Origin of the sequence: Cobetia sp. UCD-24C (genome assembly GCF_001306765.1) — a bacterium.
Lineage (GTDB): Bacteria > Pseudomonadota > Gammaproteobacteria > Pseudomonadales > Halomonadaceae > Cobetia > Cobetia amphilecti.
The window spans coordinates 435,625-461,082 of record NZ_LJTD01000002.1; the positions used below are offsets into that span (position 1 = coordinate 435,625).

18 protein-coding genes are annotated in these 25,458 nt (G+C 64.1%); 15 read left to right on the plus strand and 3 right to left on the minus strand.

The features are described from left to right. The first annotated feature begins 177 nt into the window (after positions 1-177). The 5 genes from hrpA (at position 178) to AOG28_RS04095 (ending at position 8,638) form a co-directional block, all read left to right on the plus strand. Positions 178-4,344 carry an ATP-dependent RNA helicase HrpA gene (gene hrpA, locus AOG28_RS04075; RefSeq protein WP_054555387.1) on the plus strand — a complete coding sequence of 1,389 codons (4,167 nt, stop codon included), beginning with the start codon at positions 178-180 and terminating at the stop codon, positions 4,342-4,344. Between the two features lie 398 nt (positions 4,345-4,742). Next, positions 4,743-5,927 (plus strand): beta-ketoacyl-ACP synthase III, encoded by a 1,185-nt coding sequence (locus AOG28_RS04080; protein ID WP_054555452.1) that lies wholly within the window; start codon positions 4,743-4,745, stop codon positions 5,925-5,927. Between the two features lie 135 nt (positions 5,928-6,062). After that, positions 6,063-6,824, plus strand: coding sequence for an MlaA family lipoprotein (locus tag AOG28_RS04085; protein ID WP_043333983.1), 762 nt, complete (start codon positions 6,063-6,065; stop codon positions 6,822-6,824). A gap of 115 nt (positions 6,825-6,939) precedes the next feature. Continuing rightward, the gene (locus AOG28_RS04090; RefSeq protein ID WP_043333982.1) at positions 6,940-8,091 is read left to right on the plus strand and encodes a PP2C family protein-serine/threonine phosphatase; all 1,152 of its coding nucleotides are present in this window, start codon (positions 6,940-6,942) and stop codon (positions 8,089-8,091) included. Beyond that, positions 8,084-8,638, plus strand: a complete 555-nt coding sequence (locus AOG28_RS04095; RefSeq protein WP_043333981.1) for an STAS domain-containing protein — start codon at positions 8,084-8,086, stop codon at positions 8,636-8,638. Before AOG28_RS04090 ends, AOG28_RS04095 begins: the two co-directional genes overlap by 8 nt. 155 nt (positions 8,639-8,793) lie before the next feature. Here AOG28_RS04095 and tal read toward each other — a convergent pair whose 3' ends face one another. After that, complete coding sequence (gene tal, locus AOG28_RS04100) at positions 8,794-9,732, minus strand: transaldolase (RefSeq protein ID WP_054555388.1); 939 nt, start codon at positions 9,730-9,732, stop codon at positions 8,794-8,796. Positions 9,733-10,056: 324 nt separating this feature from the next. On the opposite strand from tal, the gene AOG28_RS04105 reads away from it, so the two are divergent. The 5 genes from AOG28_RS04105 (at position 10,057) to pstB (ending at position 15,893) form a co-directional block, all read left to right on the plus strand. Continuing rightward, complete coding sequence (locus AOG28_RS04105; RefSeq protein ID WP_054555389.1) at positions 10,057-11,274, plus strand: Bcr/CflA family multidrug efflux MFS transporter; 1,218 nt, start codon at positions 10,057-10,059, stop codon at positions 11,272-11,274. A gap of 112 nt (positions 11,275-11,386) precedes the next feature. After that, a complete protein-coding gene (locus AOG28_RS04110; protein ID WP_043333978.1) occupies positions 11,387-12,403 on the plus strand; it encodes a substrate-binding domain-containing protein in 1,017 nt (338 codons plus the stop codon). A gap of 128 nt (positions 12,404-12,531) precedes the next feature. After that, positions 12,532-13,788 (plus strand): phosphate ABC transporter permease subunit PstC, encoded by a 1,257-nt coding sequence (pstC, locus tag AOG28_RS04115; protein ID WP_054555390.1) that lies wholly within the window; start codon positions 12,532-12,534, stop codon positions 13,786-13,788. Between the two features lie 14 nt (positions 13,789-13,802). Continuing rightward, entirely contained in the window at positions 13,803-14,969 is a 1,167-nt protein-coding gene (pstA, locus tag AOG28_RS04120; RefSeq protein ID WP_043333976.1) for a phosphate ABC transporter permease PstA, read from the plus strand. A gap of 81 nt (positions 14,970-15,050) precedes the next feature. Continuing rightward, entirely contained in the window at positions 15,051-15,893 is an 843-nt protein-coding gene (gene pstB / locus AOG28_RS04125) for a phosphate ABC transporter ATP-binding protein PstB (RefSeq protein WP_082388222.1), read from the plus strand. A 146-nt stretch (positions 15,894-16,039) separates the two neighbouring features. Here the strand turns inward: pstB and AOG28_RS04130 are convergent, their stop codons facing one another. Then, positions 16,040-17,260 (minus strand): acetyl-CoA C-acyltransferase, encoded by a 1,221-nt coding sequence (locus tag AOG28_RS04130; protein WP_054555391.1) that lies wholly within the window; start codon positions 17,258-17,260, stop codon positions 16,040-16,042. Positions 17,261-17,377: 117 nt separating this feature from the next. On the opposite strand from AOG28_RS04130, the gene AOG28_RS04135 reads away from it, so the two are divergent. From AOG28_RS04135 to AOG28_RS04155, 5 genes are all read left to right on the plus strand, one after another. Further along, a complete protein-coding gene (locus AOG28_RS04135; RefSeq protein ID WP_054555392.1) occupies positions 17,378-17,980 on the plus strand; it encodes a TetR/AcrR family transcriptional regulator in 603 nt (200 codons plus the stop codon). A 339-nt stretch (positions 17,981-18,319) separates the two neighbouring features. Further along, positions 18,320-19,978 (plus strand): AMP-binding protein, encoded by a 1,659-nt coding sequence (locus AOG28_RS04140; protein WP_054555393.1) that lies wholly within the window; start codon positions 18,320-18,322, stop codon positions 19,976-19,978. A gap of 127 nt (positions 19,979-20,105) precedes the next feature. Continuing rightward, positions 20,106-20,870, plus strand: a complete 765-nt coding sequence (locus AOG28_RS04145; RefSeq protein ID WP_054555394.1) for an SDR family NAD(P)-dependent oxidoreductase — start codon at positions 20,106-20,108, stop codon at positions 20,868-20,870. A gap of 455 nt (positions 20,871-21,325) precedes the next feature. After that, positions 21,326-23,137: an acyl-CoA dehydrogenase C-terminal domain-containing protein gene (locus AOG28_RS04150; RefSeq protein ID WP_054555395.1), complete on the plus strand. Its 1,812-nt coding sequence runs from the start codon at positions 21,326-21,328 to the stop codon at positions 23,135-23,137. Between the two features lie 414 nt (positions 23,138-23,551). Further along, a complete protein-coding gene (locus tag AOG28_RS04155) occupies positions 23,552-24,772 on the plus strand; it encodes an AI-2E family transporter (protein ID WP_235506940.1) in 1,221 nt (406 codons plus the stop codon). 134 nt (positions 24,773-24,906) lie between these two features. Here the strand turns inward: AOG28_RS04155 and trxA are convergent, their stop codons facing one another. After that, positions 24,907-25,230, minus strand: coding sequence for a thioredoxin (trxA, locus tag AOG28_RS04160; protein WP_043333971.1), 324 nt, complete (start codon positions 25,228-25,230; stop codon positions 24,907-24,909). Positions 25,231-25,458: the final 228 nt, after the last annotated feature.

The following is a 25,458-nucleotide window of genomic DNA, read 5'->3' on the forward strand; positions in this document are numbered from 1 at the left end:
AAGGTTGGGCGCGGCTACGCGCAGGGCTACAATGGACGGCCCGTCACTTGTTGACGGGCCGTTTTGTCATTCAGGCGTCATGGCTTGCTGCCTCGTGCAGGCGAGCGTGAGGCTGAATTCCCGAGAGTTTCCGGCTGCGCGCGTGGCGTGTGGTCGCTGGTTGAGAAGAGGCAGTCCTTGAGCGACACCGCTACCGCACCGTCCGAACATGCGCGTCTTGAAGCCCTCGCGGCTCGCCTTGAACGCGCCCTGAGCCGTGATCAGCGCGAGCTGGGCAAGCGCCTGGCTGGCCTGCGGCGGCGTCTCAAGGAAGGCAAGCCGGTCGATCGTGCTATCAACGATATCGAGAGCCGCCTGGAGGCGAGCATCGCCCAGCGCGCCGCGCGCGAGACGGCATTGGCACGCTGGCAGACACCCGCCGCGCTCAACTATCCGCCGGAACTGCCGGTGGTGGAGCGTCGCGAAGACATCCTCGCCGCGCTTGCCGAGCATCAGATCGTGGTGGTCGCCGGCGAGACCGGCTCGGGCAAGACCACCCAGCTGCCCAAGCTGTGTCTGGAGATGGGGCTGGGGCGCAATGGCCTGATCGGTCACACCCAGCCACGCCGTCTGGCGGCGCGCTCGGTGGCGGCGCGTCTGGCCGAGGAGCTCGAGACGACACTCGGCGAGACGGTCGGGTATCAGGTGCGCTTCAACGACACCACCGGCCCGTCGACGCTGATCAAGCTGATGACCGACGGTATCCTCCTGGCGGAAACCCAGCATGACCCGGATCTGAGCCGCTATGAGGCGATCATCATCGATGAGGCCCACGAGCGCAGTCTGAACATCGACTTCCTGCTCGGTTATCTCAAGCGTCTCACCGCGCGCCGCCCGGACCTCAAGATCATCATCACCTCGGCGACCATTGACGTGGAGCGCTTCAGTCAGCACTTCGCGGCTCAGGATGGCACGCCGGCGCCCATCGTCTCGGTCAGCGGGCGCAACTTCCCGGTCGAGACCCAGTACCTGCCGCTGGTGCGCGACGCCGAGGATGAGGAAGACCTCAGCCTGCAGGAAGGTATCCTGCGCGCGGTGGAAGAGCTGTCGGTGATCGAGCGTGAGAAGGGCTGGATGCAGGGCCCGCGTGACGTGTTGATCTTCCTGCCCGGCGAGCGCGAGATCCGCGCCACCGCGGACACCCTGCGTCGTGCCCAGCTGCGTGATACCGAGGTGCTGCCGCTGTACGCGCGCCTCTCGAACGAAGAGCAGAACCGCGTCTTCCAGCCGCATCGTGGTCGCCGCATCGTGCTGGCCACCAATGTCGCCGAGACCTCGCTGACCGTGCCGGGCATCCGCTACGTGATCGACCCGGGCCTGGTGCGCATCAGCCGCTACAGCTATCGCTCCAAGATCCAGCGTCTGCCGGTGGAGCCGATCAGCCAGGCCAGCGCCAACCAGCGCAAGGGCCGCTGCGGGCGTATCGCCGAAGGCCTGTGCATCCGCCTCTACAGCGAGGAGGACTTCCTCGCGCGCCCGGAATACACCGAGCCGGAAATCCAGCGCACCAACCTGGCCTCGGTGATCCTGTCGATGCTGTCGCTCAAGCTGGGCGACATCGAGAAGTTTCCCTTCGTCGATGCGCCGGATTCGCGCTTCGTCACCGATGGCTTCCGCCTGCTGCGCGAACTGGGCGCGGTGGATGAACACAACCGTCTGAGCCGTGATGGCCGCACCCTGGCGCGTCTGCCCATCGACCCGCGTCTGGCGCGCATGGTGCTTGAAGGCGCCTCGCGCGGCTGCCTGCGTGAAGTGCTGATCATCGTCAGCGCGCTGTCGATCCAGGACCCGCGCGAGCGCCCTGCCGACAAGCGCCAGCAGGCCGATCAGATCCACCACGAGTGGGATGATGACAACTCCGACTTCGTCAGCTGGCTGAATCTGTGGGAAGGCTTCGAACTGGCGCGGGATGCGCTGGGTGCCAACCCGCTGCGCCGCTGGTGCAAGGCGCGCTTCCTCAACTATCTGCGCCTGCGCGAGTGGCATGACACCTTCCGTCAGCTCAAGCAGCTGACGCGCGACCTGGGGCTGGAGATGACCAGCGCCCAGCATGAGCGCGACGCCGAGGCGCAGGCCGAGGTCACCGCGCGGGTACTGGCCTCACCGGGGCAGGGCCGCCGCCCGTCGGTGGCCATCGATCACGAATCACTGCATCGCGCGCTGTTGACCGGGCTGCTCTCCAATCTCGGCCTCAAGCAGGAAAACCGCGAGTATCTCGGCGCGCGCAACCGACGCTTCTTCGTTCACCCGGGCTCCGGTGTGGCCAAGAAGTCGCCCAAGTGGGTGATGGCGGCCGAGATGGTCGAGACCACCAAGCTCTACGCGCGTCAGGTCGCGGCGATCAAGCCCGAGTGGGTCGAGCCGCTGGCCGAGCATCTGGTCAAGCGCAGCTACAGCGAGCCGCACTGGGAGATGAAACGTGCCCAGGTGGTCGCCAGTGAGCAGGTGACCCTGTTCGGGCTGCCCATCGTCACCGCGCGCAAGGTGCATTACGGCCCGCTGGCGCCGGAAGAATCCCGCGAGCTGTTCATTCGCCGTGCGCTGGTCGAGGGCGAATTCCAGACCCGTGCGCCGTTCTTCGCCCACAATCGCGGCCTGATGGATGAGGTCGGTGAGCTTGAGGACCGCGCGCGCAAGCGGGACATCCTCGTCGACGAAGAGACGCTGTTCTCCTTCTATGCCGAGCGCATTCCGGAAGGCATCTACAACGGGCGCAGCTTCGACAAGTGGCGCAAGGAGGCCGAGCGCGACAACCCCGATGTCCTGCACCTGAATCTCGACGACCTGATGGCGCGCGACGCCGAGGAAGTCACCGTCGCGCGCTACCCCGAACAGCTGCATCACAACAGCGTCGCCTACCCACTGAGCTATCACTTCGCGCCCGGTGCGGTGGATGACGGCGTGACGATGATCGTGCCGGCGGCGATGCTCTCGCAGCTGCCGCGCTATCGCATCGAATGGCTGGTGCCGGGGCTGTTGCGTGACAAGGCCATCGCGCTGATGAAGTCGCTGCCCAAGCAGTACCGCAAGCAGGTGGTGCCGATTCCCAACTGGGTCGATGCCGCACTTGAAGCGCTGACCCCGGACGACGTGCCGCTGACCGATGCGCTGGCCGAGTTCATGCGCGTCAAGACTGGCCTGCGCCTGCCGCAGGATGCCTGGGCGCCCGAAACGCTGGAACCGCACCTGAAGATGAACCTGCGCATCGTCGATCAGGACGGCAAGGTGCTGGGCGAAGGGCGTGATCTCGAAGCGCTGGAAGCACGCTTCAAGGACTCGGCCGCGGCCGCGGCGCGGGCGATGGCCAGCCGCAGCCGTGAAGCCGACAGCGAAGTGCTGGAAGATCTGCCGGAGACACCGATCGCCACCTCGCACAGCACCACCCAGGCGGGCATTCGCGTCGAGGCCTACCCGGCGCTGGTGGTGAAGGCGGCGGCGCCTGCCGACAGCGGCATGAGCGCCAAGCAGCGCAAGCTGGCGCGCAAGACCGGCAAGAACAGCGCGCCGTCAAGCCATGCGCCTGCCAGCGCGACGGCTCAGGTCGAGCAGAATCTGAGCGTGGAGCTGTTCGATCATCCGGCCAAGGCCGCCGCCGCGCACCGTGATGGCATCACGCGCCTGGCGATGGCACGCCTGCCGGACCAGGTGCGCTATCTGGACCGTGACCTCAAGGCGCTGGAACGCTGTGCGTTGCTGTTCGCCAAGGTCGGGACGCGTCGCCAGCTGGCGGATGACTTCATCTACAGCGTCTTCGAGCAGGTGATGGCCGTCGAGCCGCTGCCGCGTTCGCGCAGTGAGCTGCAGGCGCGTCTCGATGACAGGCGGGCCGAGCTGGTGCCGCACGCCGAGGCGCTACTCAAGCCGCTGGAGGCCGCGCTCAAGCAGCATCTGGAGCTATCCAAGCGCCTCAAGGGCAAGATCGACTTCTCGATGGCGCTGGTGGTGGCTGACCTCAAGGCCCAGCAGGCACGCCTGATCACGCCGGGCTTCATCCAGGCCTCCGGTGAATGGCTGCATCAGCTGCCACGCTATGTGGAGGCGATGCTGATCCGTCTCGACAAGGCGCCGCGTGAGCGCATGCGCGACCAGCGTGACATGGAGGAGGTCAAGGGCTTCGAATCCCGCCTTGATGCCCGCCTGAGCAAGGCGCGCGAGCAGGGGCTGCCGGATGCGGAGCTGGAAGAGTTCGGCTGGTGGCTGCAGGAACTGCGCGTCTCGCTGTTTGCCCAGCAGCTCGGCACCCTGGAGACCGTCTCCGCCAAGCGCCTCGAGAAGCGCTGGCAGGAGCTGATGGCGCGCCGCTGATGTCCTGAGGCTGGGCTCTGTCCTGGCTGAAGCTCTGCCTTGTGAAGCTCTGCCCTGGCTGAAGCTCTGCCTTGTCTGGGGCCATTCCAGGGCGCTGTGCGTGGCATCAGGGGCTTGCGTGACCGGTACGTGGAGGCGTGCCGCGGCGGGATGGCCCAAGCTGCAGACAGGACTTGCTGTTTAAGCATTCACTGTGATCGCCCGACAAATGCTGACTCGGGCGTCTGGAATCGCCGAGACAGCGTACACTGAACATGGGGCATGACGACGCGGCGCCGGGTCGTGCCCCGCTCAATTCTGGTGATATCCCGCGGGATAGCACTGTCAGGAGTGGATGCATGCCAAACAATGACAATGATCACGCTGCCGAGACGCAACACGCCAACGCCGGTCAGTCCATGAGCGCCAGCGGCAATCATCGCGTACTGATCACCGGCAGCGGGCTCTACACGCCGCCCAATGCCATCAGCAACGAGGCATTGGTGGCGTCCTTCAATGCCTGGGTGGCGGCGGACAATGCCGCCAATGCCGACGCCATCGCACGTGGTGAGCGTGAGGCACGCACCGAGTCCAGCGCCGAATTCATCGTCAAGGCCTCGGGTATCCACAGCCGCTACGTGCTGGATGCCGAGGGCATTCTCGACCCGGAGCGCATGCGCCCACGCCTGCCGGCGCGCGCCAATGACCAGCCCTCGGTGCAGTGCGAGATGGGCGTGGCGGCCGCGCGTGAAGCGCTGGCGGCGGCGGGCGTCAACGCCGCGGACCTGGATCTGGTCATCGTGGCCTGTTCCAACCTCGAGCGCCCCTATCCGGCGGTGGCGGTGGAACTGCAGGCCGCGCTCGAGGCCGGTGGCTATGCCTTCGACATGAACGTGGCGTGCAGCTCCGCCACCTTCGGCATCGAGACCGCCGCCAACGCGATTCGCAGCGGCAGTGCCAGGCGCGTGCTGATGGTCAATCCGGAGATCTGCAGTGCGCATCTCAACTTCCGCGACCGTGACAGCCACTTCATCTTCGGGGATGCTTGCACGGCCGTAGTGCTGGAAGCGGCGGATGTCGCCACGCGCACCGATGGCTTCGAGGTGCTCGGCACGCGTCTGGTGACGCGCTTCTCCAACGCGATACGCAACAATTTCGGCTTCCTCAATCGCACGGCGGTGCTTGAGGACGACGTGGCATCCGCGATGACACTTGACAGCGCAAGCCATCGTGTAAAGGCCGATGACAAGCTGTTCATCCAGGAGGGGCGGCGTGTCTTCCGCGAGGTCTGCCCGATGGTGGCCGAGCTGATCACCACCCATCTGGGCGAGATCGAGGCAGACGGCGGTGATCTTGATCGCATGTGGCTGCACCAGGCCAACCGCCACATGAACGACATGATCGCGCGGCGCGTGCTCGGGCGTGACCCGTCGAGCGAGGAAGCGCCGATCATTCTCGATCGCTACGCCAATACCAGCTCCGCGGGCTCGGTGATCGCCTTCCACCTCCATCACGCTGATCTGGCGCCGGGGAGCCTGGGGGTATTGTGTTCTTTCGGGGCAGGCTACAGTGCCGGCAGCGTGCTGCTGAAACGCTGCGGTTGAAGCAGGACATTGCGCGAATCCACGTGGCCTGTGCTGGCTCTTGGCGGGCGCGGAACGTATAAAGAAGACCGGACCTGACAGCCAGGGATGTGGCAAGGACCGCTGCAGGAATCCAATAGACTTACAGGTGACGAGATGCACACGATCAAGACTTCCCTGCCGGCACTGCTGGCCATGTCCCTGCTGGCGGGTTGCGCCAGCACCGGAGACAGCGAGCCGAACCCTCAGGACCCCTGGGAGGGCTTCAACCGTAACGTCTATACCTTCAATGACACCCTGGATCGCTATGCCCTCAAGCCGGTCGCGCAGGGCTATGACTATGTGACGCCGGAGCTGGTACAGGATGGCGTGGGCAACTTCTTCTCCAATCTGGGAGAGGTCAGCACCATGTTCAACTCGGTGCTGCAGTGGAAGTGGGCCAATGCCGGTGTCTCCACCGGCCGTCTGCTGCTCAACTCCACCGTCGGCATCGGCGGCCTGTTCGATCCGGCCAGCGAACTTGGCTGGACAGTGGACGAGGAAGACTTCGGTCAGACCCTCGCCGTCTGGGGTGCAGGGCAGGGGCCGTATCTCGTGCTGCCGCTGTTCGGTCCGAGTACCGTGCGTGATACCGCGGGCATGCCGGTGGATTACTTCGCTGATCCCGTCAACTACGTCGAAGACGACAAGGTGCGTTACGGCCTGAAGGCGCTGGATCTGGTCGATACCCGTGCCGGTCTGCTCGAGCAGGAGAAGCTGATCCAGGGCGATCGCTACAGCTTCATTCGTGATGCCTACCTGCAGCGCCGCAACTTCGAGATCAACGATGGCAAGCTGGGCGATGATCCCTTCGCCAGTGACAGCTTCGATGATGCCGATCTCGACGGTGCCTTCGCACCGGAAGACGACAGCCAGTAACGCGTCACCCGCAGCAGGCGACCGGTACCGTGAAGGGGCAGTGGTGCCGGTCGCGAGGGCAAGCAGCATCAAGACTGCGAGTGGATGGCAGTAAGGACGGGAATGAGGGGTTGGCATGGCGGATGAGCAAGGCAAGCGTCTGTTGATCGGTCTGATTGATCTTCCCGGCTCGCGGCGTGATGCGCTGGCGAACCTGTTGACGGATGAACGCTGTGCGGTGGCGGCCTGTGATGGCATCGCGACACTGCCCAGCGGAGTGGCGGTGGTGGTCGCGCATGTCGAGGCCGTTTCCAGTCATGAGTGGGCGCGTCTGGCCGAGCGCCTGCCGACGGTGGTGGTGGCCGAGAGCCGTGGCGATGAATGCCTGCTGCCGGCGGTGGAGGCCGGGCTGGTCGATTACCTCATCTCGCCGCGCGAGCATGGCTCGGTATTGCGCAGTCTGCTCAAGCGGGCGGCGGAGCATCACCAGCTGGCCCATGAGCACGCCAAGGCACGCGCGCGCCTCGAGGAGCTCAACGAGCACCTGGAGACGCATCTGGCGCTGCTGCGTCAGGACCAGCAGGCCGGTGGCCAGATCCAGCAGCGTCTGCTGCCCCAGAGCGGGCAGCACATCAATGGCGTCAGTTATGAGTACTGCCTGTCGCCGTCGCTGTATCTGTCGGGTGACTTCCTCGAGTATCAGGCGATCGACGAACGCTTCAGCCTGTTCTACTTTGCGGATGTCTCCGGGCATGGCGCCTCGTCGGCCTTCGTGACCGTGCTGCTCAAGCTGTTGTTCGCACGCGCGATCCGCCACTGGGAGGAACATACGCCGGAAACCTTCGGCCCCGAGTGGCTGGCACTGCTCAACCGTGAACTGATCGACAGTGGCATCGGCAAGCATGCCACGGTGATGTGTGGTGTGATGGACCGTGACACGCGCACGCTGCATTACACCCTGGGTGCCCAGTTGCCGATGCCGGTACTGGTCACGCCCGACGGCGAACTGCGTGAGCTGGAAGGCAGCGGTCGGCCGGTGGGGCTCTTCCCAGACACCCGCTATCCAGCGTATCGTGTGGCGCTTCCTGAGCGCTTCCGTCTGTGGCTGGCCAGTGATGGTGTACTGGAATGCCTGCCGGGCGAGGCGCTGGAGGACAGGACTCGAGCACTGCATCAACGGATTCTGAGCAGTGAGGATGTGCAAGGATTGCGTCGTGGACTGGCGCTGGATGGCGAGCTGCCGGATGACCTTACCTTGATGACGCTGACAGGATTCCATGATGGATGAAGGACGTATCCAGGCCGTGTTCGAAGACGGCCTGTTCGTGCTCAAGCTATCCGGTGATGTACGCCTGACGCTGTGTGCCACGCTGGATCAGCAGGTACAGCGCGTGGCTGCGGTTGAGGGACTGGAAAGCGTGATCATCGATCTGCGCGAAGCGACCAATGTCGATTCCACCGCACTGGGCTTTCTGGCCAAGCTGGCGCTGGCGGTCCGCGACCGGCTGGTGATGCCGGCGCAGGTGGTGGCTGCCCATCCCGACGTGCTGACCATGCTCAAGGTGATGGGGTTCGACGAGGTGGCCAGTGTCGTGGACGCCGGCAGCCTGCCGGAGGCGGACCAGGCCGATCTGGACGGAGCTTCCTGCTGCAACGCGCCAGCGCTGAACGAGTCTCAGGATGACGCCGATGCCTCGCCCCAGCAGGAGCAGGAGCTGCGCGGTCGCATTCTCGAGGCTCACCGGCTGTTGATGTGCCTGAACGGCCACAATCGCCTGGAGTTCCAGCCGCTGATCGAGCTGCTGGAAAGTGAGGAGCATCGCCAGCCGCACTGAAGGCGCGCGCTGGAGCGTTGAGCCTGACAGCACGATTCAGAATGCACGATGCAAAAGCGCCTGCCGTGAAACACGGCAGGCGCTTTTTGTTGCCTTGGCCATTCAATGAGCTCTTGCTTAACAAGAGCTCATCATCGGCGCTATCCTCCTCAGGCTCAGTGGCTGCGCAGTTCGGCCAGCAGGGTCTCGAGCTTGCGCTGATCGGCCATGAACTTGCGGATACCTTCGCCCATCTTCTCGGTGGCCATGGCGTCTTCGTTCATGTCCCAGCGGAAGTTGGACTCGGTCAGCACTTCCGGCACGTTCTGCTCGGCATCGGCGGCCAGCAGGCGACGTTCCAGCGGGCCGGTGCTCTCGGCCAGCTCACCCAGCAGTGCCGGCGAGATGGTCAGGCGGTCACAGCCGGCCAGCGCTTCGATCTCGCCGGTGTTGCGGAAGCTGGCGCCCATCACGATGGTCTTGTAGCCGTGACCCTTGTAGTGCTCGTAGATGGCCTTGACCGACTTCACGCCCGGGTCGTTGTCGCCGCTGAAGTCGGCGTCCGGCTGATTGGCCTTGTGCCAGTCGAGGATACGACCGACGAAGGGCGAGATCAGCGTCACGCCGGCATCGGCACAGGCCTGGGCCTGGGCGAAGCTGAACAGCAGCGTCAGGTTGGTGCGGATGCCTTCGCGCTCGAGCTTCTCGGCGGCGCGAATGCCTTCCCAGGTAGAGGCGGTCTTGATCAGGATGCGTTCCTGACCGATGCCATTGGCGGCGTAGCGCTCGATGATGCGATGCGCGCGACGGATGGTCTCGTCGGCATCGAAGGACAGACGGGCGCTGACCTCGGTGGAGACATAACCCGGCACCAGGCCGGCGATCTCGGTACCGATATCCACGGCCACGGCGTCGACGGCATCATCGATGTCGGTGGCCTTGCGCGCGACTTCGGTCAGGCGCTCGCGACGTGACGGGTCCTGAGCGGCCTGCAGGATCAGTGACGGGTTGGTGGTAGCATCAGTGGGCGCGAAGCGACGAATGGCCTCGAGGTCACCGGTGTCGGCGACGACGGTGGTCATTTCCTTGAGTTGGGAGAGCTTGTCCTGTGCCATGCAAGAGTTTCCTGTACTGAGCGTGAGCCACCCGAAGGGGTGAGTGGCCCTCATGAATAAGGCAAGAGGTGAAGGGCAGGGGCCGCCGGAGCGAGCGCTGCCACCGAGTGTGCACCCACGCCTGCCGGCTGTGAAGACATCTCGGGCCGATCGCCCCAAGTGGATGATCCGCGGGGATTTCATCAGCGTGATGTGACATTCGTCACCTGTGTAGGTCAACTGTATCAATTGTGCGGCGGCGCGCCCACTGTCGTCATCTGACGGCAAGGACGTGGCGTTTTCGGCACGTGGACATACCATCGACAAACGATTGCAGGAGGGGATGTGGACAAGCGTCAAACCCGTCAGCTGGCCTTGCTGGTCGCGGCCAATACGGCCCTGGCTCCATTGGCCATCGATGCCTATCTGCCGGCACTGCCGGCCATGGCAGAAGACCTGGCGACCACGGTGCACCATACGGAGCTGTCGCTGTCGGTCTTCCTGCTCGGCTTCTCGCTGGGGCAGCTGATCTTCGGCCCGCTGTCAGACCGTATCGGGCGCAAGCCGGTCCTGCTGTCAGGCATCTTCGTCTTCCTGCTGGCGAGTCTGGCCATCACCCAGGTCGAGAGCCTCGAGGGGCTCTATGCGCTGCGCTTCCTGCAGGCGCTGGGCGGCGGCGCCTCGGTGGTCAATTCCTCGGCGATCGTGCGCGATTGCTTCAGTGGCCGCGAGGCGGCCAAGGTGCTGTCCACCGTCGCGGTGATCATGATGCTGGCGCCCTTGATCGCGCCTGCCATCGGCAGTCTGCTGCTGGGCATGGCGGGCTGGTGGCTGATCTTCGCCTTTCTGGCCGCCTATGCCGCCTTCCTGCTGGTGGTGCTGCCGCTGCGCTTGCCCGAGACCCGGCGCAAGCGCGAGGCGGACGAGCCGCCGGCCAGCCTCCTGCAGGTCGCGCGTGACTATGCCAGCGTGCTGCGCCACGGGCCGGCGATGGGCTATGCGCTGACGCAGGCGATGGGCTTCGGTGGCATGTTCGCCTTCATCACCGCGTCGCCCTACGTCTATATGCAGCATTTCGGAGTGACGGCGGCCTGGTACCCGGTGCTGTTCGGCGCCAACATCCTGTTCATGTTCACCGCCAACCGTCTCAACGTGCGCCTGCTGTCACGCCTGTCGCCGCCGCGTCTGCTGCGCATCGGCATCGGTATCCAGCTGTCTGCGGCCATCCTGCTGGTATCGGCGCTGGCACTGGGGCTGGACCTGCTCTACGTCATCGCGCCGCTGCTGATGGTTTTCGTCGGGGCCAACGGCATGGTGGCGCCCAACGCGATCTCCTCGGCGCTGGAGTATTTCCCGCGCATCAGCGCCACGGCCAATGCGCTGATCGGCAGCATGCAGTTTGCCAGTGGCGCCGTGATCGGCATGTTGATCGCAGGTCTGGCGATGGACAGCCTGTGGCCGATGATTCTCGGCATGCTGGGCACGGCGCTGGTCAGCAATATTCTGCTGCGGGTGCTGGCAGGGCGCCGCGCCCTGGCGCGCCATGAGACGCCGTCCGACTGAGAAAGGCTTGAGCCGGCGACTGTCACACAGTTGTCATGAATGCTTGGCAAGGTACTCCCTGTAGACAAGAAGCCACCTCACTGGCTCATTCCTATCGCAAGGAGTTTCAGGCATGAAGGCGTTCCTCAAGTCCGGTCTCGCAGTGGCTGTCATCGCTGCATCAGTTGGTGCTGCAGAAGCCCGTGAACAGCTGCGCATCGTGGGTTCTTCCACGGTCTATCCGTTCTCCAGCTACGTCGCTGAAGAGCTGGGTGCCACCAGCGATTTCCCGACTCCGGTCATCGAATCCACCGGTTCCGGCGGCGGCATGAAGCTGTTCTGTGAAGGTGTCGGTGACAGCACTCCGGACATCACCAACGCCTCTCGTCGCATGAAGACGTCTGAATTCGAGCGCTGTGAAGAGAACGGCGTGACCGATATCACCGAAGCCATGATCGGCTTCGACGGTATCGCCTTCGCCCAGTCTGTCCGCGATGGCAGCATCGACCTGACCCGTGAGCAGATCACCCTGGCGGTCGCCGCTCAGGTGCCGGTCGACGGCAAGCTCGTCGACAACCCCTACACCAAGTGGTCCGAGATCGACTCCTCCCTGCCGGACCGCAAGATCACCGTCTACGGGCCGCCTTCCACTTCCGGTACCCGTGACGCCTTCGAAGAGCTGGTGATGGAAGTCTCCACCGAAGAGATGGAAGGCTACGGCGGTGAGGGTTACACCAACATCCGTCAGGACGGTCACTACATCGCTGCCGGCGAGAATGACAACCTGATCATCCAGAAGCTGGTCGAGAACACCGAAGCCTTCGGTATCTTCGGCTACTCCTTCCTCGAAGAGAATGCTGACAAGGTCGTCGGTGCTTCCATCGATGGCGTGCAGCCGGAAGCCGATGCCATCTCCTCTGGCGAGTACCCGGTCTCCCGCTCCCTGTTCTACTACGTGAAGAACCAGCACAAGGATGACGTGCCGGCTCAGCAGGCCTACAACGACCTGTTCATGAGCGAGAAGATGATCGGTGAGCTGGGCTACCTGAAGGGCATCGGTCTGATCCCGCTGCCGAAGGAAGAGCGCGCCACGCTTCGCGAGCAGGTCGCTGAGCGCACCAAGCTGACTCTGGCCGATCTCCAGAAGTAAGCAACGCAGCTGACCCTCTGACGCGGCCGGTTGCCCTTGGCAGCCGGCCCGTTTGCTTGACTGGTCGCAGGGTTTCGCAAGGCATGAAGCCTTCCCCCTGTGAACAACGCGACTCCGGGACCCGAAAGATGCAGACTCAGCAGATCTTTCTCTTCTTCATAGGCATCGTGGCGCTGGCTGGCCTGGTGGCCTTCTTCAGCGGCCGCAGCAAGGCACAGCGTGTGCGCGCCAGCGGTGCTGAAATGTACGCCCAGCCGGATCAGTACGGCTGGTTCACGGCAATCTCCAGCTCAGGGCCTGCTCTGCTGGTCGGTCTGGCAGCCGTCGTTGCGATTGCCACCGCAGATATCGATATCGAAGGCATGCAGCTGCTGATCGCCAGTCTGGTCGTCGCAGCCGTCGGCCTGGTCATCGGCCTCGCCCTGGTGAAGCCTGATTTCCATGCGCGCAATGCCATCGAGACCCTCATTCGTTATGTGTTGATCGGCGCGGCGATGATCTCCATCGTCACGACGTTCGGCATTCTGGTCTCGATCATCTTCGAGGCCATCCGCTTCTTCCAGATGGAAAGCTTCTGGACCTTCATCACCGGCACCACCTGGGATCCGGGCAACAGCTTCCAGATGGCCGCCGGCCGTGGTGAAGGCGTCGAGAGCACCGCCAACTTCGGTGCCGTACCGCTGTTCGCCGGTACCTTCATGATCACTCTGATCGCGATGCTGGTGGCCATTCCCATCGGCCTGCTCGCCGCGGTCTACATGGCAGAGTTCGCCCCCGAGAGCGTGCGTACCGTCGCCAAGCCGGTGCTGGAAGTGCTCGCCGGTATCCCTACCGTGGTCTACGGCTTCTTCGCCGCCATCACCGTCGCGCCGCTGATCGTCGACATCTTCTCGCCGCTGGGCATCGAGGCGTCCTACAACAACGCGCTGGCGCCGGGTCTGGTCATGGGCATCATGATCATTCCGTTCATCTCCTCACTGTCCGATGACGTCATCACCTCCGTGCCGGACACCATGCGTCAGGGCTCTCTGGCGCTGGGCATGACCCACGGCGAGACCATCCGCAACGTCATCCTGCCGGCGGCTCTGCCGGGCATCATCTCCGCGTCTCTGCTGGCCATGTCACGCGCCCTCGGCGAGACGATGATCGTGGTGATGGCGGCGGGCATGCGTCCGAACCTGACCGCCAACCCGCTGGAAGACATGACCACCGTCACGGTGCGCATCGTTGCCGCGTTGACCGGCGACCAGGAATTCGCGAGTGCCGAGACTCTGTCGGCCTTCGCGCTGGGTCTGGTGCTGTTCGTTGTCACTCTGCTGCTGAACATGGTCTCGGTGGTCCTGATCCGCCGCTTCCGTGAGAAGTACAGCGCCAACAACCTCTGAGGCCGAGACTAGACATGAGCCATTCATTCGACGATATCTCGGCCCAGCTGAAGGGCCGTCATCGCCGCACCAAGCGCCTGAAATTCATGTCCATGGGCGCACTCGCCCTGGCCGCCACCTTCCTGGTGGTCTTCATCGGCGACATGGTCATGCGCGGCTACCCGGCCTTCCAGCAGGCAGAACTGCACGTGCCGGTCACCTACAGCGAGCAGTCGCAGGAAATCCCGCTGGCAGCGGTGGAAGAAGACGTGCGTGATTTGGTCAGCCGCGGCTGGCTGCGCCAGCTGCCGCGCGACATGGCCGCTGACGCCAGCCTGATGGGTCAGACGATCGACCGTTGGGTGATCGCCGATGACCAGGTCGATCAGTACCTCAAGGGCCACAAGTCACACCTGAAGCCCAAGCAGACCGCCGTGCTGGACCGCATGATCGAGAACGGCACGGCCGAGCTCAAGTTCAACATCAACTTCTTCACCACCGGTGATTCGAAGTTGCCGGAATACGCCGGTATCTGGTCGGCCGCGATGGGCACGATCCTGACGCTGCTGGTCACGCTGGCCTTCGCCTTCCCGGTCGGCGTACTGACGGCGGTCTATCTGGAGGAGTTCGCTCCGGACAACCGCTTTACCCAGGCCATCGAGATCAACATCAACAATCTGGCGGCGGTGCCGTCGATCCTGTTCGGTCTGCTGGGTCTGGCGATCTTCATCAACTTCTTCGGCATGCCGCGTTCCTCCCCGCTGGTCGGTGGTCTGACGCTGGGTCTGATGACCTTGCCGGTGATCATCATCACCACGCGCTCGGCGCTGCGCAGCGTACCGGACACCATTCGTCAGGCCGCCTTCGGCGTCGGCTGCTCCCGCTGGCAGGTGGTGCGTGACCACGTGCTGCCGCTGTCACTGCCGGGGATCCTGACCGGTTCCATCATCGGCCTGGCACAGGCGATGGGCGAGACCGCGCCGTTGATCATCGTCGGCATGGTGGCCTTCATTCCGGATGCGCCGACTGCCATCACCCAGGCTGCCACCGTGCTGCCCGCCCAGATATTCACCTGGGCGGGCGAGCCGGAGCAGGCCTATGTTGAACGTACTGCGGCGGGCATCCTAGTGCTGCTGTCAGTGCTGATCCTACTCAATGCCGCAGCCGTGATGCTGCGCAAGAAATTCGAGCGTCGCTGGTAGGCAGCTGCGAGGCGGCCCGCCGATTGGCCGGTCGCCTTCCACCCTTAGCCCTGGCCCACGACTCATCAAGGAATACGAGACATGAACAGCACCGTCGCCACTCCCGCCAAGCCTGCCGCCGCCACTCGTCCCGGTAGCCCGGTCGTCATCAATGAAGATGCCAACCACGAGCTGGCCATTCGCGTGGAAGATCTCAACCTCTGGTACGGCGAGAAGCAGGCGTTGAAGAACATCAACATCGATATCTTCCAGAAGAACGTCACCGCCCTGATCGGCCCGTCCGGCTGTGGCAAGTCGACCTTCCTGCGCTGTCTGAACCGCATGAATGACCTGATCCGCAGCGTGCGCATCGAAGGTCTGGTCGAGATGGATGGCCGTGACGTCAACGCGCGCAACATGGATGAAGTGGCGCTGCGTCGTCGCGTCGGCATGGTGTTCCAGAAGCCGAATCCGTTCCCCAAGTCGATCTATGACAACATCGCCTACGCGCCGACCATGCACGACCTGGTCAGCCGTCGCGCCGACAAGGATGATCTGGTCGAGAGCGCGCTGCGTGATGCGGGTCTGTGGGAAGAGGTGAAGGACATTCTCGACCAGCCGGGCACCTCACTGTCCGGTGGTCAGCAGCAGCGCCTCTGCATCGCGCGTGCCATCGCGGTCAAGCCGGACGTCATCCTGATGGATGAGCCGACCTCGGCACTCGACCCGATCTCCACCGCGACCATCGAAGACCTGATGGACAAGCTGAAGACCCAGTTCTCCATCGTCACCGTGACGCACAACATGCAGCAGGCGGCGCGCGTCGCCGATTACACCGCCTTCTTCCATATGGGGGAACTGGTGGAGTACAACGACACCAAGACCATGTTCTCCAACCCGAATACCAAGAAGGCCGAGGACTACATCACCGGCCGCTATGGCTAAGCGGCGCCAGTGTCAGGGCTCGGAAGGCTGAGCCCCTGATCACTTCCTGAGAGCATCGCAGGCCGCACGACGACACGAGGCCCGGATCCGTGATCCGGGCCTCGTGTCGTTTCAAGCATCAGGTTGGTTCAGTGTCTGCTGGCGGATCAGCCTTCCAGTTCGACGGCGATCGCGGTGGCTTCGCCGCCGCCGATGCACAGCGCCGCGATGCCGCGCTTCTTGCCGCGGCGTTCCAGCGCGTTGATCAGGGTGACGATGATGCGCGAGCCGGTGGAGCCCACCGGGTGCCCCTGGGCGCAGGCGCCGCCGAAGACATTGACCTTGTCATGCGGGATGTCGTGGGCATCCATCGCCAGCAGGGTGACCACCGCGAAGGCCTCGTTTATCTCGAACAGGTCGACGTCTTCCGTGGTCCACTCCAGGCGCTTCATCAGCGAGTCGATGGCCCCGATGGGCGCCAGCGTGAATTCGCTGGGGTGCTGGGAGTGGGTGCTGTGACCGAGGATACGCGCCTTGACGGCCAGCCCGCGCCGTGCGGCTTCATCACGGCGCGTCAGCACCAGCGCAGAGGCGCCGTCGGAGATGGAGCTGGCATTGGCGGCGGTGATGGTGCCGTCCTTGGCGAAGGCCGGGCGCAGGGTGGGAATCTTGTCGAGGTTGGCCTGGAAGGGCTGCTCGTCCTGCTCGACCACGCTCTCGCCCTTGCGGCTCTTGACCGTGACGGCGGCGATTTCCGGCGCGATGTCACCCGACTCGGTCGCCGTCATGGCACGCCTTAGCGATTCGATGGCGAAGTCGTCCATGCGCTGGCGGTCATAGCCGCGGGCATCGGCCACTTCCTGGGCGAACACGCCCATCAGCTTGCCGGTCTCGGCGTCTTCCAGCCCATCGAAGAACATGTGGTCCTTCAGCTCGCCATGGCCGAGGCGATAGCCACCACGCGCCTGGGTGAGCAGATGCGGGGCGTTGGACATCGATTCCATCCCGCCGGCCAGCATGATGCGGTTGGTGCCTGCGCGAATCAGGTCATGCGCCAGCATGGTGGCCTTCATGCCGGAACCGCACAGCTTGTTGATGGTGGTGGCGCCGATGCTGTCCGGCACGCCGGCCTGACGCATGGCCTGCCGCGCCGGGCCCTGCTTGACGCCGGCGGGCAGCACGCAGCCGAAGATACCCTCGTCGACATCGGCAGGCGTGAGGCCTGCGCGTTCGATGGCTGCCTTGATGGCCACGGCGGCGAGCTGTGGCGCGCTCAGCGTCGAGAGTGAGCCCTTGAGGCCGCCCATCGGCGTGCGGGCCCCGGCGAGAATCACGATGTCATCGGCGCTGGCGGCGGGGCTTGGCGTAGTGCGGGAAGCGGTCGTCATGACGGTCTCCTGTGTCTTGTTATTGGAAGATCGAGTCGTGCAGTCGGCGTTGTGATCACTGCGTGGCTATGCTTTGATCCATTCAATCCCATAAACCAAGCAAGCGCTAGTTATACGATGAATGTAGCCACCGCCTCACCCCGTCGCAAGGAGCTGGTCCGTATCGCTGCCCGCCTGTTCGTCGAGGAGGGTTTCGATCGCACCACCGTCCGTATGCTGGCCCAGGAAATGGGCATCAAGTCCGGCAGTCTCTTCCATCACTTCGCCGACAAGCAGGAAATTCTGTGCGCCGTGATCGAGGAGGGCATGTTCAGCGCACTGGCCATCGCGCGTGAGCATCTCGCGCGGCTGGAAGCCGGCTCAGCGCCCGCATCACGGCATCAGCAGGCGCGAGAGCGCTTGCTGGCATTGGCACGGGCGCATCTGGAAACCCTGCTGACGGACCGTAATGCGCATGTCGTGGCGCTCTACGAATGGCGTCGCCTCGAGCAAGCCTCGCGGGAGCATCTCGTGCATCTGCGTGACGAGTATGAAGCCCTGTGGCGCGACGCCATCGAGGCGGCCGTCGCCGCGGGACTGCTCAAGGGAGATGCTCTGCTTCTGCGCCAGTTCATGCTGGGGGCGCTCAACTGGAGCGTACGCTGGTACCGTCCCGAGGGGGAGCGTTCCCCGGATGAGCTGGCCGAGGCGCTGGTCGACAGCCTGTGTCGTCTTCCCTGAGCGAGCGTCGGTTATACGGCGTCTGCTACATAGCATCCGTTACCCGGCGTCTGCTACACAGCGTGCGTTACACGCCGTCCGTTACACGGCGTCTGCAACTTTCGGCCAGTCGAGCGCCACAATGCTTGCCGCACGACAGGCTTGCCGCTAACTTGACGTTTACGTTAACTGTAGATGGCTGGCGCCCAGCCATCTCGATCCGCCCCGGAGCGCCACTCAGGAGCCAGTCACGCCATGACGCCAAGCGATACAACAACAAACCGCACGTCACGCGCCGCCTCTGCTGCATATGTCGCTACATCTGCCGCTACATCTGACGAACCTGCGAATTCATCCGCCATGCAACCGGCTGCCAGCCAGACGCTGAGCGAGTATCTGGAACATTTCGACATCGACGCGTTGCGCGATGAACTCCTGACGTCCTCCGGGCAAGGGCACATGGGCAATGCCTTTGACGCCTGCATCGGTCGGCACCTGCGCGCTGGGCAGGGCGAGCGCATCGCTCTGGTCCACGAGGATGAGCATGGCAAGGTACGCACGCTCAGCTACGCCGAACTGGATCTCGAGAGTGCTCGGATGGCCACGGCGCTGGCTGCGCAGGGCGTCGGACCCGGCGAGCGCGTGGCCTGCATGCTGTCGCGTACGCCTGAGCTTCTGATCGCGCTGGCCGCCACCTGGCGGCTGGGCGCCATCTATCAGCCGCTGTTCACGGCCTTCGGAACGGATGCGCTCGCCTACCGTCTGTCGCGCGCCGAGACCAGTGTCGTGATCACCGAGTCCGGTCAGCGTGCCAAGTTCAGGGCGCTTGCGAGCCATCCACCGATCATCTGCGTGCGCGGGGAGGGGGAGGCACTGGATGAGGGGGATCTGGACTGGCAGGCCCTGATGCAAAGCGAGCCCCTGGCGCAACCGCCCGTACAATTGCCGAGTGATGCGCCCTTCCTGCAGATGTTCACCTCCGGCACGGTCGGCAAGCCCAAGGGGGTGGCGGTGGCACTCAATGCGCTGCCGGCCTTCTGGCTCTATCAGCGGCTGGCAGTGGATCTGCGCCCCGGCGAGCGCTTCTGGAACATGGCCGACCCCGGCTGGGCCTACGGGCTTTACTACGGGATCACGGCACCTCTGTTGCTGGGTGCCACCACCTACTTCATGCAAGCTCCCTTCAGCGCGCAGGGCGGGCTGGACTTCCTGCAGCGCCACGCCATCGACAACTTCGCGGCGGCGCCCACGGCCTATCGGATGCTCAAGGCCTCCGGGCTCGGGGAGGGGGCCTTCGAGCGCCTGAACCTGCGGGTCGCAAGCTCCGCCGGTGAGCCCCTCAACACCGAGGTGGTGGGCTGGGTCGCGCGGGAGCTGGGCTGTGCGGTGATGGACCATTACGGCCAGACCGAGACCGGCATGACCTGCTGTAATCATCACGCGCTGGCCCATGAGGTCGTGGTCGGCAGTGTCGGCTTCCCGCTACCCGGCTATCGACTCGCCGTGCTCGACGCCGAGTATCGTGAGCTGCCGCCGGGCGAGCCGGGTGTGCTGGCGGTGGATATCGCCCGCTCTCCCGCGCACTTCTTCGCCGGCTACACCTGGCAGGAGAAACAGCCCTGCGTCGAGGGCTATTACCTGACCGGAGACGTGGTGGTGGCAGAGCCCGATGGCCGCTTCACCTTTGCCGGGCGTGATGACGACATCATCACCACCGCGGGCTATCGCGTCGGCCCGGCGGATGTCGAGAACGCTGTGCTGGTGCATCCGGCGGTGGCGGAATCGGCGGCGGTCGGCAAGCCGGATGCGCTGCGTGGCGAGATCATCAAGGCCTATGTGGTGCTGCGCGATGGCCATGTCGGCAGTGACGAGCTGGCGGAGGAAATTCGCGCCAGCGTGCGTCAGCGACTTTCGGCGCATAGCTATCCCCGCGAGATCGACTTCGTCGACAGCCTGCCCAAGACGCCATCGGGCAAGATCCAGCGTTTCCTGCTGCGAGCACAGGCGCGTGCGAGCTGAACACCGAGGCATACACGCGGCTTTCAGGCACGGCCGGCTATCCGGCGGGGATTGTCTGTTACCACGCGCCTGTCACCACCGGCCTCTCATCACCTTTCCTGCCATCACCTTTCGGGGGACTCGTTTCATGAAGATCGCCGACCACTGCTTTCTGATCACCGGCGCAGCATCCGGCCTCGGGGCCGCCACGGCCTCACGTATCGTCGCGGCCGGCGGCCAGGTGGTGCTGGCGGACCTTGCCGAGGCCGCACGTGAACAGGCCGACTCACTGGGGGAGGCGGCACGCTTCTGTCATTGCGACATCACCGACAGCGCCAGTGTCGAGGCCGCACTGGATGTCGCGGAGCAGACCTTCGGTGCCATTCATGGGGTGATCCATTGCGCCGGCGTGGTGAGCGTCGCCAAGCTGGTGGACCGTGACGGCGAGCCTGCTCCGCTCGCGGGCTTCGAGAAGACACTGGCGATCAATCTGAGCGGTACCTTCAACGTGGCGCGCCTGACGGCGGCACGCATGGCGCGCAATGCCGCCGAGGGCGAGGACGGCGAGCGGGGCATCATTCTCAATACCGCCTCGGTCGCGGCCTTTGACGGCCAGGTGGGGCAGTGTGCCTATAGCGCCTCCAAGGCCGGGGTCGCCGGCATGACGCTGCCGATGGCACGTGAGCTGGCACGCCATGGCATTCGCGTGATGGCGATTGCGCCCGGCGTGTTCGAGACACCGATGATGGCCGGCATCCCGGAGCCGGCTCGCGAAGCGCTGTGCGAGGCGGTGCCGTTTCCCAAGCGTCTGGGCAAGCCCGATGAATTCGCGCGTCTGGCCGAGCACATCATCACCAACAGCATGCTCAACGGTGAGGTGATCCGCCTCGATGGCAGCATTCGCATGGCCTGAGGCTGGCGGGCAAGGCCTTTATCGTCTGGATCGGGCTCTCTGGATCGGCTCTCGGGAGAGAGCACGGTACACAAGGAATCTTGCAGGACAGGTTATCTCTGGGGGAGATATTGCTCGACCGCGGCTGCGGTCGGGCTTTTTTGTGTCTGTTTTTAGTGTGTGTCTTTTTGTGTCTGCCGTGCGCGCGGCGTGGCCTGAAGACAGGGCTTGCCACTGATGAGACAGGGCTTGCCACCAATGTCGCAGGTCAGAAATCAAACGACCGCTTGACGGTATGGCGAAGGAGGCGTTAATTTCAAACACATGTTTGATAGTGTTGCGTCAGACCTGTTCGCCGCCAGCGACTCGCTTCTTCATTGCTCGAGCGAGTGTTGCGCCGCCTGACAAGCGTCTTGCCGCCACCTGTCGTTGTTCAGGTCAGCGCCGCCGCGTCGCGACGGCTCAAGGAGTAAAGCATGCCGGACTATCAGGCGCCGTTGCGCGACATCCGCTTCGTGATGAATGAGCTGCTCGACTATCCCGCGCACTATGCCAGCCTGCCGGGTGGCGATGAGGCCAGCGACGATATCGTGACCGCCATCCTCGAGGAGGGCGCACGCTTCGCGCACGAGGTGCTGACGCCGCTGAACCAGTCGGGCGATCGCGAGGGCTGTACCTTCGAGGGCGGCGAGGTCAAGGCGCCGAGCGGCTTCAAGGCTGCCTATCAGCAGTATGTCGAGGGCGGCTGGCCGAGCCTGGCTGCCTCACCGGAACATGGTGGTCAGGGGCTGCCGCCGTCACTGGCGATGGTGCTCTCGGAAATGGTCGCCTCCGCCAACCTGTCATGGGGCATGTATCCGGGTCTGTCGCATGGCGCGATGAATGCACTCGAGCATCACGGCAGCGAGGTGCTCAAGCAGACCTATCTGACCAAGCTGGTCGAAGGTAGCTGGACCGGCACCATGTGCCTGACCGAACCGCATTGCGGCACGGACCTGGGCCTGATCAAGACCCGCGCCGTGCCGCTGGATGACAGCGATGGCAGCAAGGGCTACCGCATCAGCGGCACCAAGATCTTCATCTCGGCCGGTGAGCACGACCTGTCCGACAACATCGTGCACCTGGTACTGGCCAAGCTGCCGGATGCTCCGGAAGGCTCGCGTGGCATCTCGTTGTTCGTGGTGCCCAAGTTCCTGCCCGACGCCAATGGCGAGGCCGGTGAGCGCAACGGCGTCAGCTGTGGCTCCATCGAGCACAAGATGGGCATTCACGGCAACGCGACCTGCGTGATGAACTTCGACTCCGCCACAGGCTATCTGGTCGGTCCGCCACACAAGGGGCTGGCCTGCATGTTCACCATGATGAATGCCGCGCGCCTCGGCGTGGGGATCCAGGGCGTGGCGCTGGCCGAGGCCAGTTTCCAGAATGCGCTGAGCTATGCGCGTGACCGTCTGCAGATGCGTGCCCTGTCCGGGGCCAAGGCGCCTGAGAAGGCGGCCGACCCGATCATCGTGCATCCGGACGTGCGCCGCATGCTGCTGACCCAGAAGGCCATCGCCGAGGGCGGGCGCATGCTGGTGATGTACGCCGCCCAGTTCAATGACATCGTCGAGAATGCTCCGGACAGCGAAGACAAGGCGCGTGCCGATACCTTGCTCGGCCTGTTGACGCCCATCGTCAAGGCCTTCCTGACCGAGACCGGCTTCGAGGCGACCAATCACGGCGTGCAGGTCTATGGCGGCCACGGCTTCATTCAGGAGTGGGGCATGGAGCAGTTCGTGCGCGATGCGCGTATCACTCTGCTCTATGAAGGCACCACCGGTATCCAGGCGCTGGACCTGCTGGGCCGCAAGATCCTGATGAGCCAGGGCGAATCGCTCAAGGTCTTCACCAAGGAGATCCACAAGTTCTGTCAGGCCAGCGAAGGCAGCGAGTTTGCCAATCCGCTCGCCGAGCTCAACCGCGAATGGGGCGAGCTGACCATGGCGGTAGGCATGGGCGCGATGCAGGACCGCGAAGCGGTCGGCGCGGCCAGTGTCGATTACCTGATGTATGCCGGCTACGTCACGCTGGGCTACCTGTGGGCGCGGGCCGGTGAGACGGCCAGGGCCGCGCTGGCGGCCGGCGAAGGGGACGCTGCCTTCTATCAGGCCAAGCTGGATACCGCGCGCTTCTACTTCCAACGTATCCTGCCGCGCACGCAAGGCCATGCCGCGATGATTCGTGCCGGTGGCGAGACGCTGATGGCGCCGACGGTGGAAGGCTTCGGCAGCGGCTTCGAGATCTGATGACGGCTTCAAGCCTGACAGCAGTTTCAAGCCTGACAGCAGTTTCAAGACTCAGCAGTTAGATGTATCGGCAACAGTCGTGTCTTATGCCTCCAGTCAGTGCGCTCTGACTCGGTACCCTTGGGGAGACTTCGGTCTCCCCATTTTTTTGTGCGTCTTGAGGGAGGCGCGGGTTTTCCTCGACACGAGCAATCAATCTCGTTTCAGTCTTGGCTTGTGACAGGCATGCGCCCAAGATAGGCGCATCGAAGGCTGCCCCGAGGAACCCGCGGGGCAACGACGCGCAAGTACTTATGGCATGTACTGATGGCAAGTACTGATGGCAAGCACTGACAGGATAGGTGGCGCAGGATGCACGCGAACGATACGCCTGAGGAAAGATCGCGACACGAGGAAGTGCCGCCCGAGGCGCAGATGGCTGATGCGCAAGCGCCTGACGATAGCGTTGGCGAGCCACGCAGCGTCAGTGAGGGCACTTCCATCGAGGAGGCCGTGACACGCATGCAGGTGCCACGCGACGAGCGTCAGCAGGAGGCGCTCGAACGCTCCGGGCGTTCTCGCCATGCGCCCAATGTGCGCCGCGCGCTGGAGATTCACCCCTTGCTGGTCGGCATGGCCGCAGTGGTCATCATCATCGGCGGCCTCAAGCTGGCGGCGGACCTGGTGGTCCCGCTGCTGCTGGCGGTGTTCGTCGCTGCGGTCTGCGACGCGCCGGTGCGCTGGCTGGCCCGTCACGGTATCGGGCAACGCTTCGGGGTGCCGATCGTCATCCTGACAGTCTGCGTGCTGTTCTCGTCGCTGACGGCGCTGCTGGTCTCGCGCTTCACCCTGTTCAGCGATGAGATGCCCAAGCTTGAGGAGAGCCTGCGCGAACAGTATCAGAGCATGCTGGAATGGCTGGCGGACAGCGGCGTATCCATCGCGCCGGCCCGTTTCAGCGAGCTGGTCGATCCGGCCTCGTTGACCCAATGGGTGCCGAACCTGCTGACCGGGCTTGGGGGGCTGCTGTCCTCGAGCGTCATCATCGTGCTGACGGCCACCTTCCTGCTCTATGAGGCGCTGTCACTGCGCGACAAGCTGGTCAGCACGCTGCGCAGCCCGCATGTCAGTCTGCGCCGCTTCACGCTGTTCTCGCTGACGCTGCGCCGCTATCTGGCGGTCAAGACCTTGATCAGCCTCGTGACCGGGGGACTGGTCGCGATCAGCTGTATGGTGCTCGATGTGGAGTTCGCCTTCCTGTGGGCCACGCTGGCCTTCTGCCTCAACTACATTCCCAACATCGGCTCGGCGCTGGCCGCGGTGCCTGCGGTGTTGCTGACGCTGGTGATGCCGGAGGGTGGCGCGGTCAAGGCGCTGATGCTCGGCGGCTGTTATCTGGCGATCAACTTCATTCTCGGCAACTTGATCGAGCCGCGCGTGATGGGGCGCACCCTGGGGCTGTCGACGCTGGCCGCCTTCCTGTCGCTGGTGGTGTGGGGCTGGGTGTTCGGGCCGGTGGGCATGCTGCTGTCAGTGCCGATCACCATGACGCTCAAGATCGCCTTCGACTCGCACCCGGGCACGCGCTGGGCGGCGCGCCTGCTGGGCCCCTCCGTGCGCCGGATTCGCCGTCGCCGACGCATGGCGGAGGAATGACCCGCGAGCCAGCTCTGCGTGGATGACCCGCTGCCAGAATGCCAAAGGCCCCGTCACGCTGTGCGTGACGGGGCCTTTGGTTATCGAATCAGTGCGCGGTGGCTGGCGGGGCAGTCACCTGTCAGCAAGTCGACTCAGAGGTTCTGCTCGATGAACTGGCTCAGCTGACCCTTGGACTGGGCACCGACCAGAGAGGCGACCTTGGCGCCGGACTTGAACAGGATCACGGTCGGCACGCCACGCACGCCTTGCTCGGCGGCGATTTCCGGCGCGTCATCGACATTGACGTTGACGATCTTCAGGCCTTCGCCTTTCTCGTTGGCGACTTCTTCGACGACCGGCGCCATCATCTTGCACGGACCACACCACGGGGCCCAGAACTTCAGCAGGACCGGGGCTTCAGCGTTGAGAACTTCCTGTTCGAAGTTGGCGCCGGTGACATCGACGTGATTGGACATCTTGTTTCTCCAGGGGATTCGTTTCGCTGTCTGCGGCATTGCCGGACATGCAGGCTGCGTCCGATGGTAGCGCCACTTTGCATCACTGACAAATGGGCATTGTCCATCGGCTCAATAGCACGGGGTTATGATCGCTAGTGTTTTTATAGCTGTTTTATTGGTTTGAGGGAATAGCAACGGGGCAGGCAATGTGGATTGCCTGCCCCGACTTTGGTATTGCCTGTGCGA

Bases quoted from the DNA above. Each gene is read 5' to 3' on its own strand.
- tal (WP_054555388.1), bottom strand. From the start codon at position 9,732: ATGGCACAGGACAAGCTCTCCCAACTCAAGGAAATGACCACCGTCGTC.
- pstA (WP_043333976.1), top strand. From the start codon at position 13,803: ATGAGCCATTCATTCGACGATATCTCGGCCCAGCTGAAGGGCCGTCAT.
- AOG28_RS04095 (WP_043333981.1), top strand. From the start codon at position 8,084: ATGGATGAAGGACGTATCCAGGCCGTGTTCGAAGACGGCCTGTTCGTG.
- AOG28_RS04085 (WP_043333983.1), top strand. From the start codon at position 6,063: ATGCACACGATCAAGACTTCCCTGCCGGCACTGCTGGCCATGTCCCTG.
- AOG28_RS04150 (WP_054555395.1), top strand. From the start codon at position 21,326: ATGCCGGACTATCAGGCGCCGTTGCGCGACATCCGCTTCGTGATGAAT.
- AOG28_RS04090 (WP_043333982.1), top strand. From the start codon at position 6,940: ATGGCGGATGAGCAAGGCAAGCGTCTGTTGATCGGTCTGATTGATCTT.
- AOG28_RS04140 (WP_054555393.1), top strand. From the start codon at position 18,320: ATGCAACCGGCTGCCAGCCAGACGCTGAGCGAGTATCTGGAACATTTC.
- trxA (WP_043333971.1), bottom strand. From the start codon at position 25,230: ATGTCCAATCACGTCGATGTCACCGGCGCCAACTTCGAACAGGAAGTT.
- AOG28_RS04145 (WP_054555394.1), top strand. From the start codon at position 20,106: ATGAAGATCGCCGACCACTGCTTTCTGATCACCGGCGCAGCATCCGGC.
- AOG28_RS04155 (WP_235506940.1), top strand. From the start codon at position 23,552: ATGGCTGATGCGCAAGCGCCTGACGATAGCGTTGGCGAGCCACGCAGC.
- pstC (WP_054555390.1), top strand. From the start codon at position 12,532: ATGCAGACTCAGCAGATCTTTCTCTTCTTCATAGGCATCGTGGCGCTG.
- AOG28_RS04130 (WP_054555391.1), bottom strand. From the start codon at position 17,260: ATGACGACCGCTTCCCGCACTACGCCAAGCCCCGCCGCCAGCGCCGAT.
- AOG28_RS04080 (WP_054555452.1), top strand. From the start codon at position 4,743: ATGAGCGCCAGCGGCAATCATCGCGTACTGATCACCGGCAGCGGGCTC.
- pstB (WP_082388222.1), top strand. From the start codon at position 15,051: ATGAACAGCACCGTCGCCACTCCCGCCAAGCCTGCCGCCGCCACTCGT.
- AOG28_RS04110 (WP_043333978.1), top strand. From the start codon at position 11,387: ATGAAGGCGTTCCTCAAGTCCGGTCTCGCAGTGGCTGTCATCGCTGCA.
- AOG28_RS04135 (WP_054555392.1), top strand. From the start codon at position 17,378: ATGAATGTAGCCACCGCCTCACCCCGTCGCAAGGAGCTGGTCCGTATC.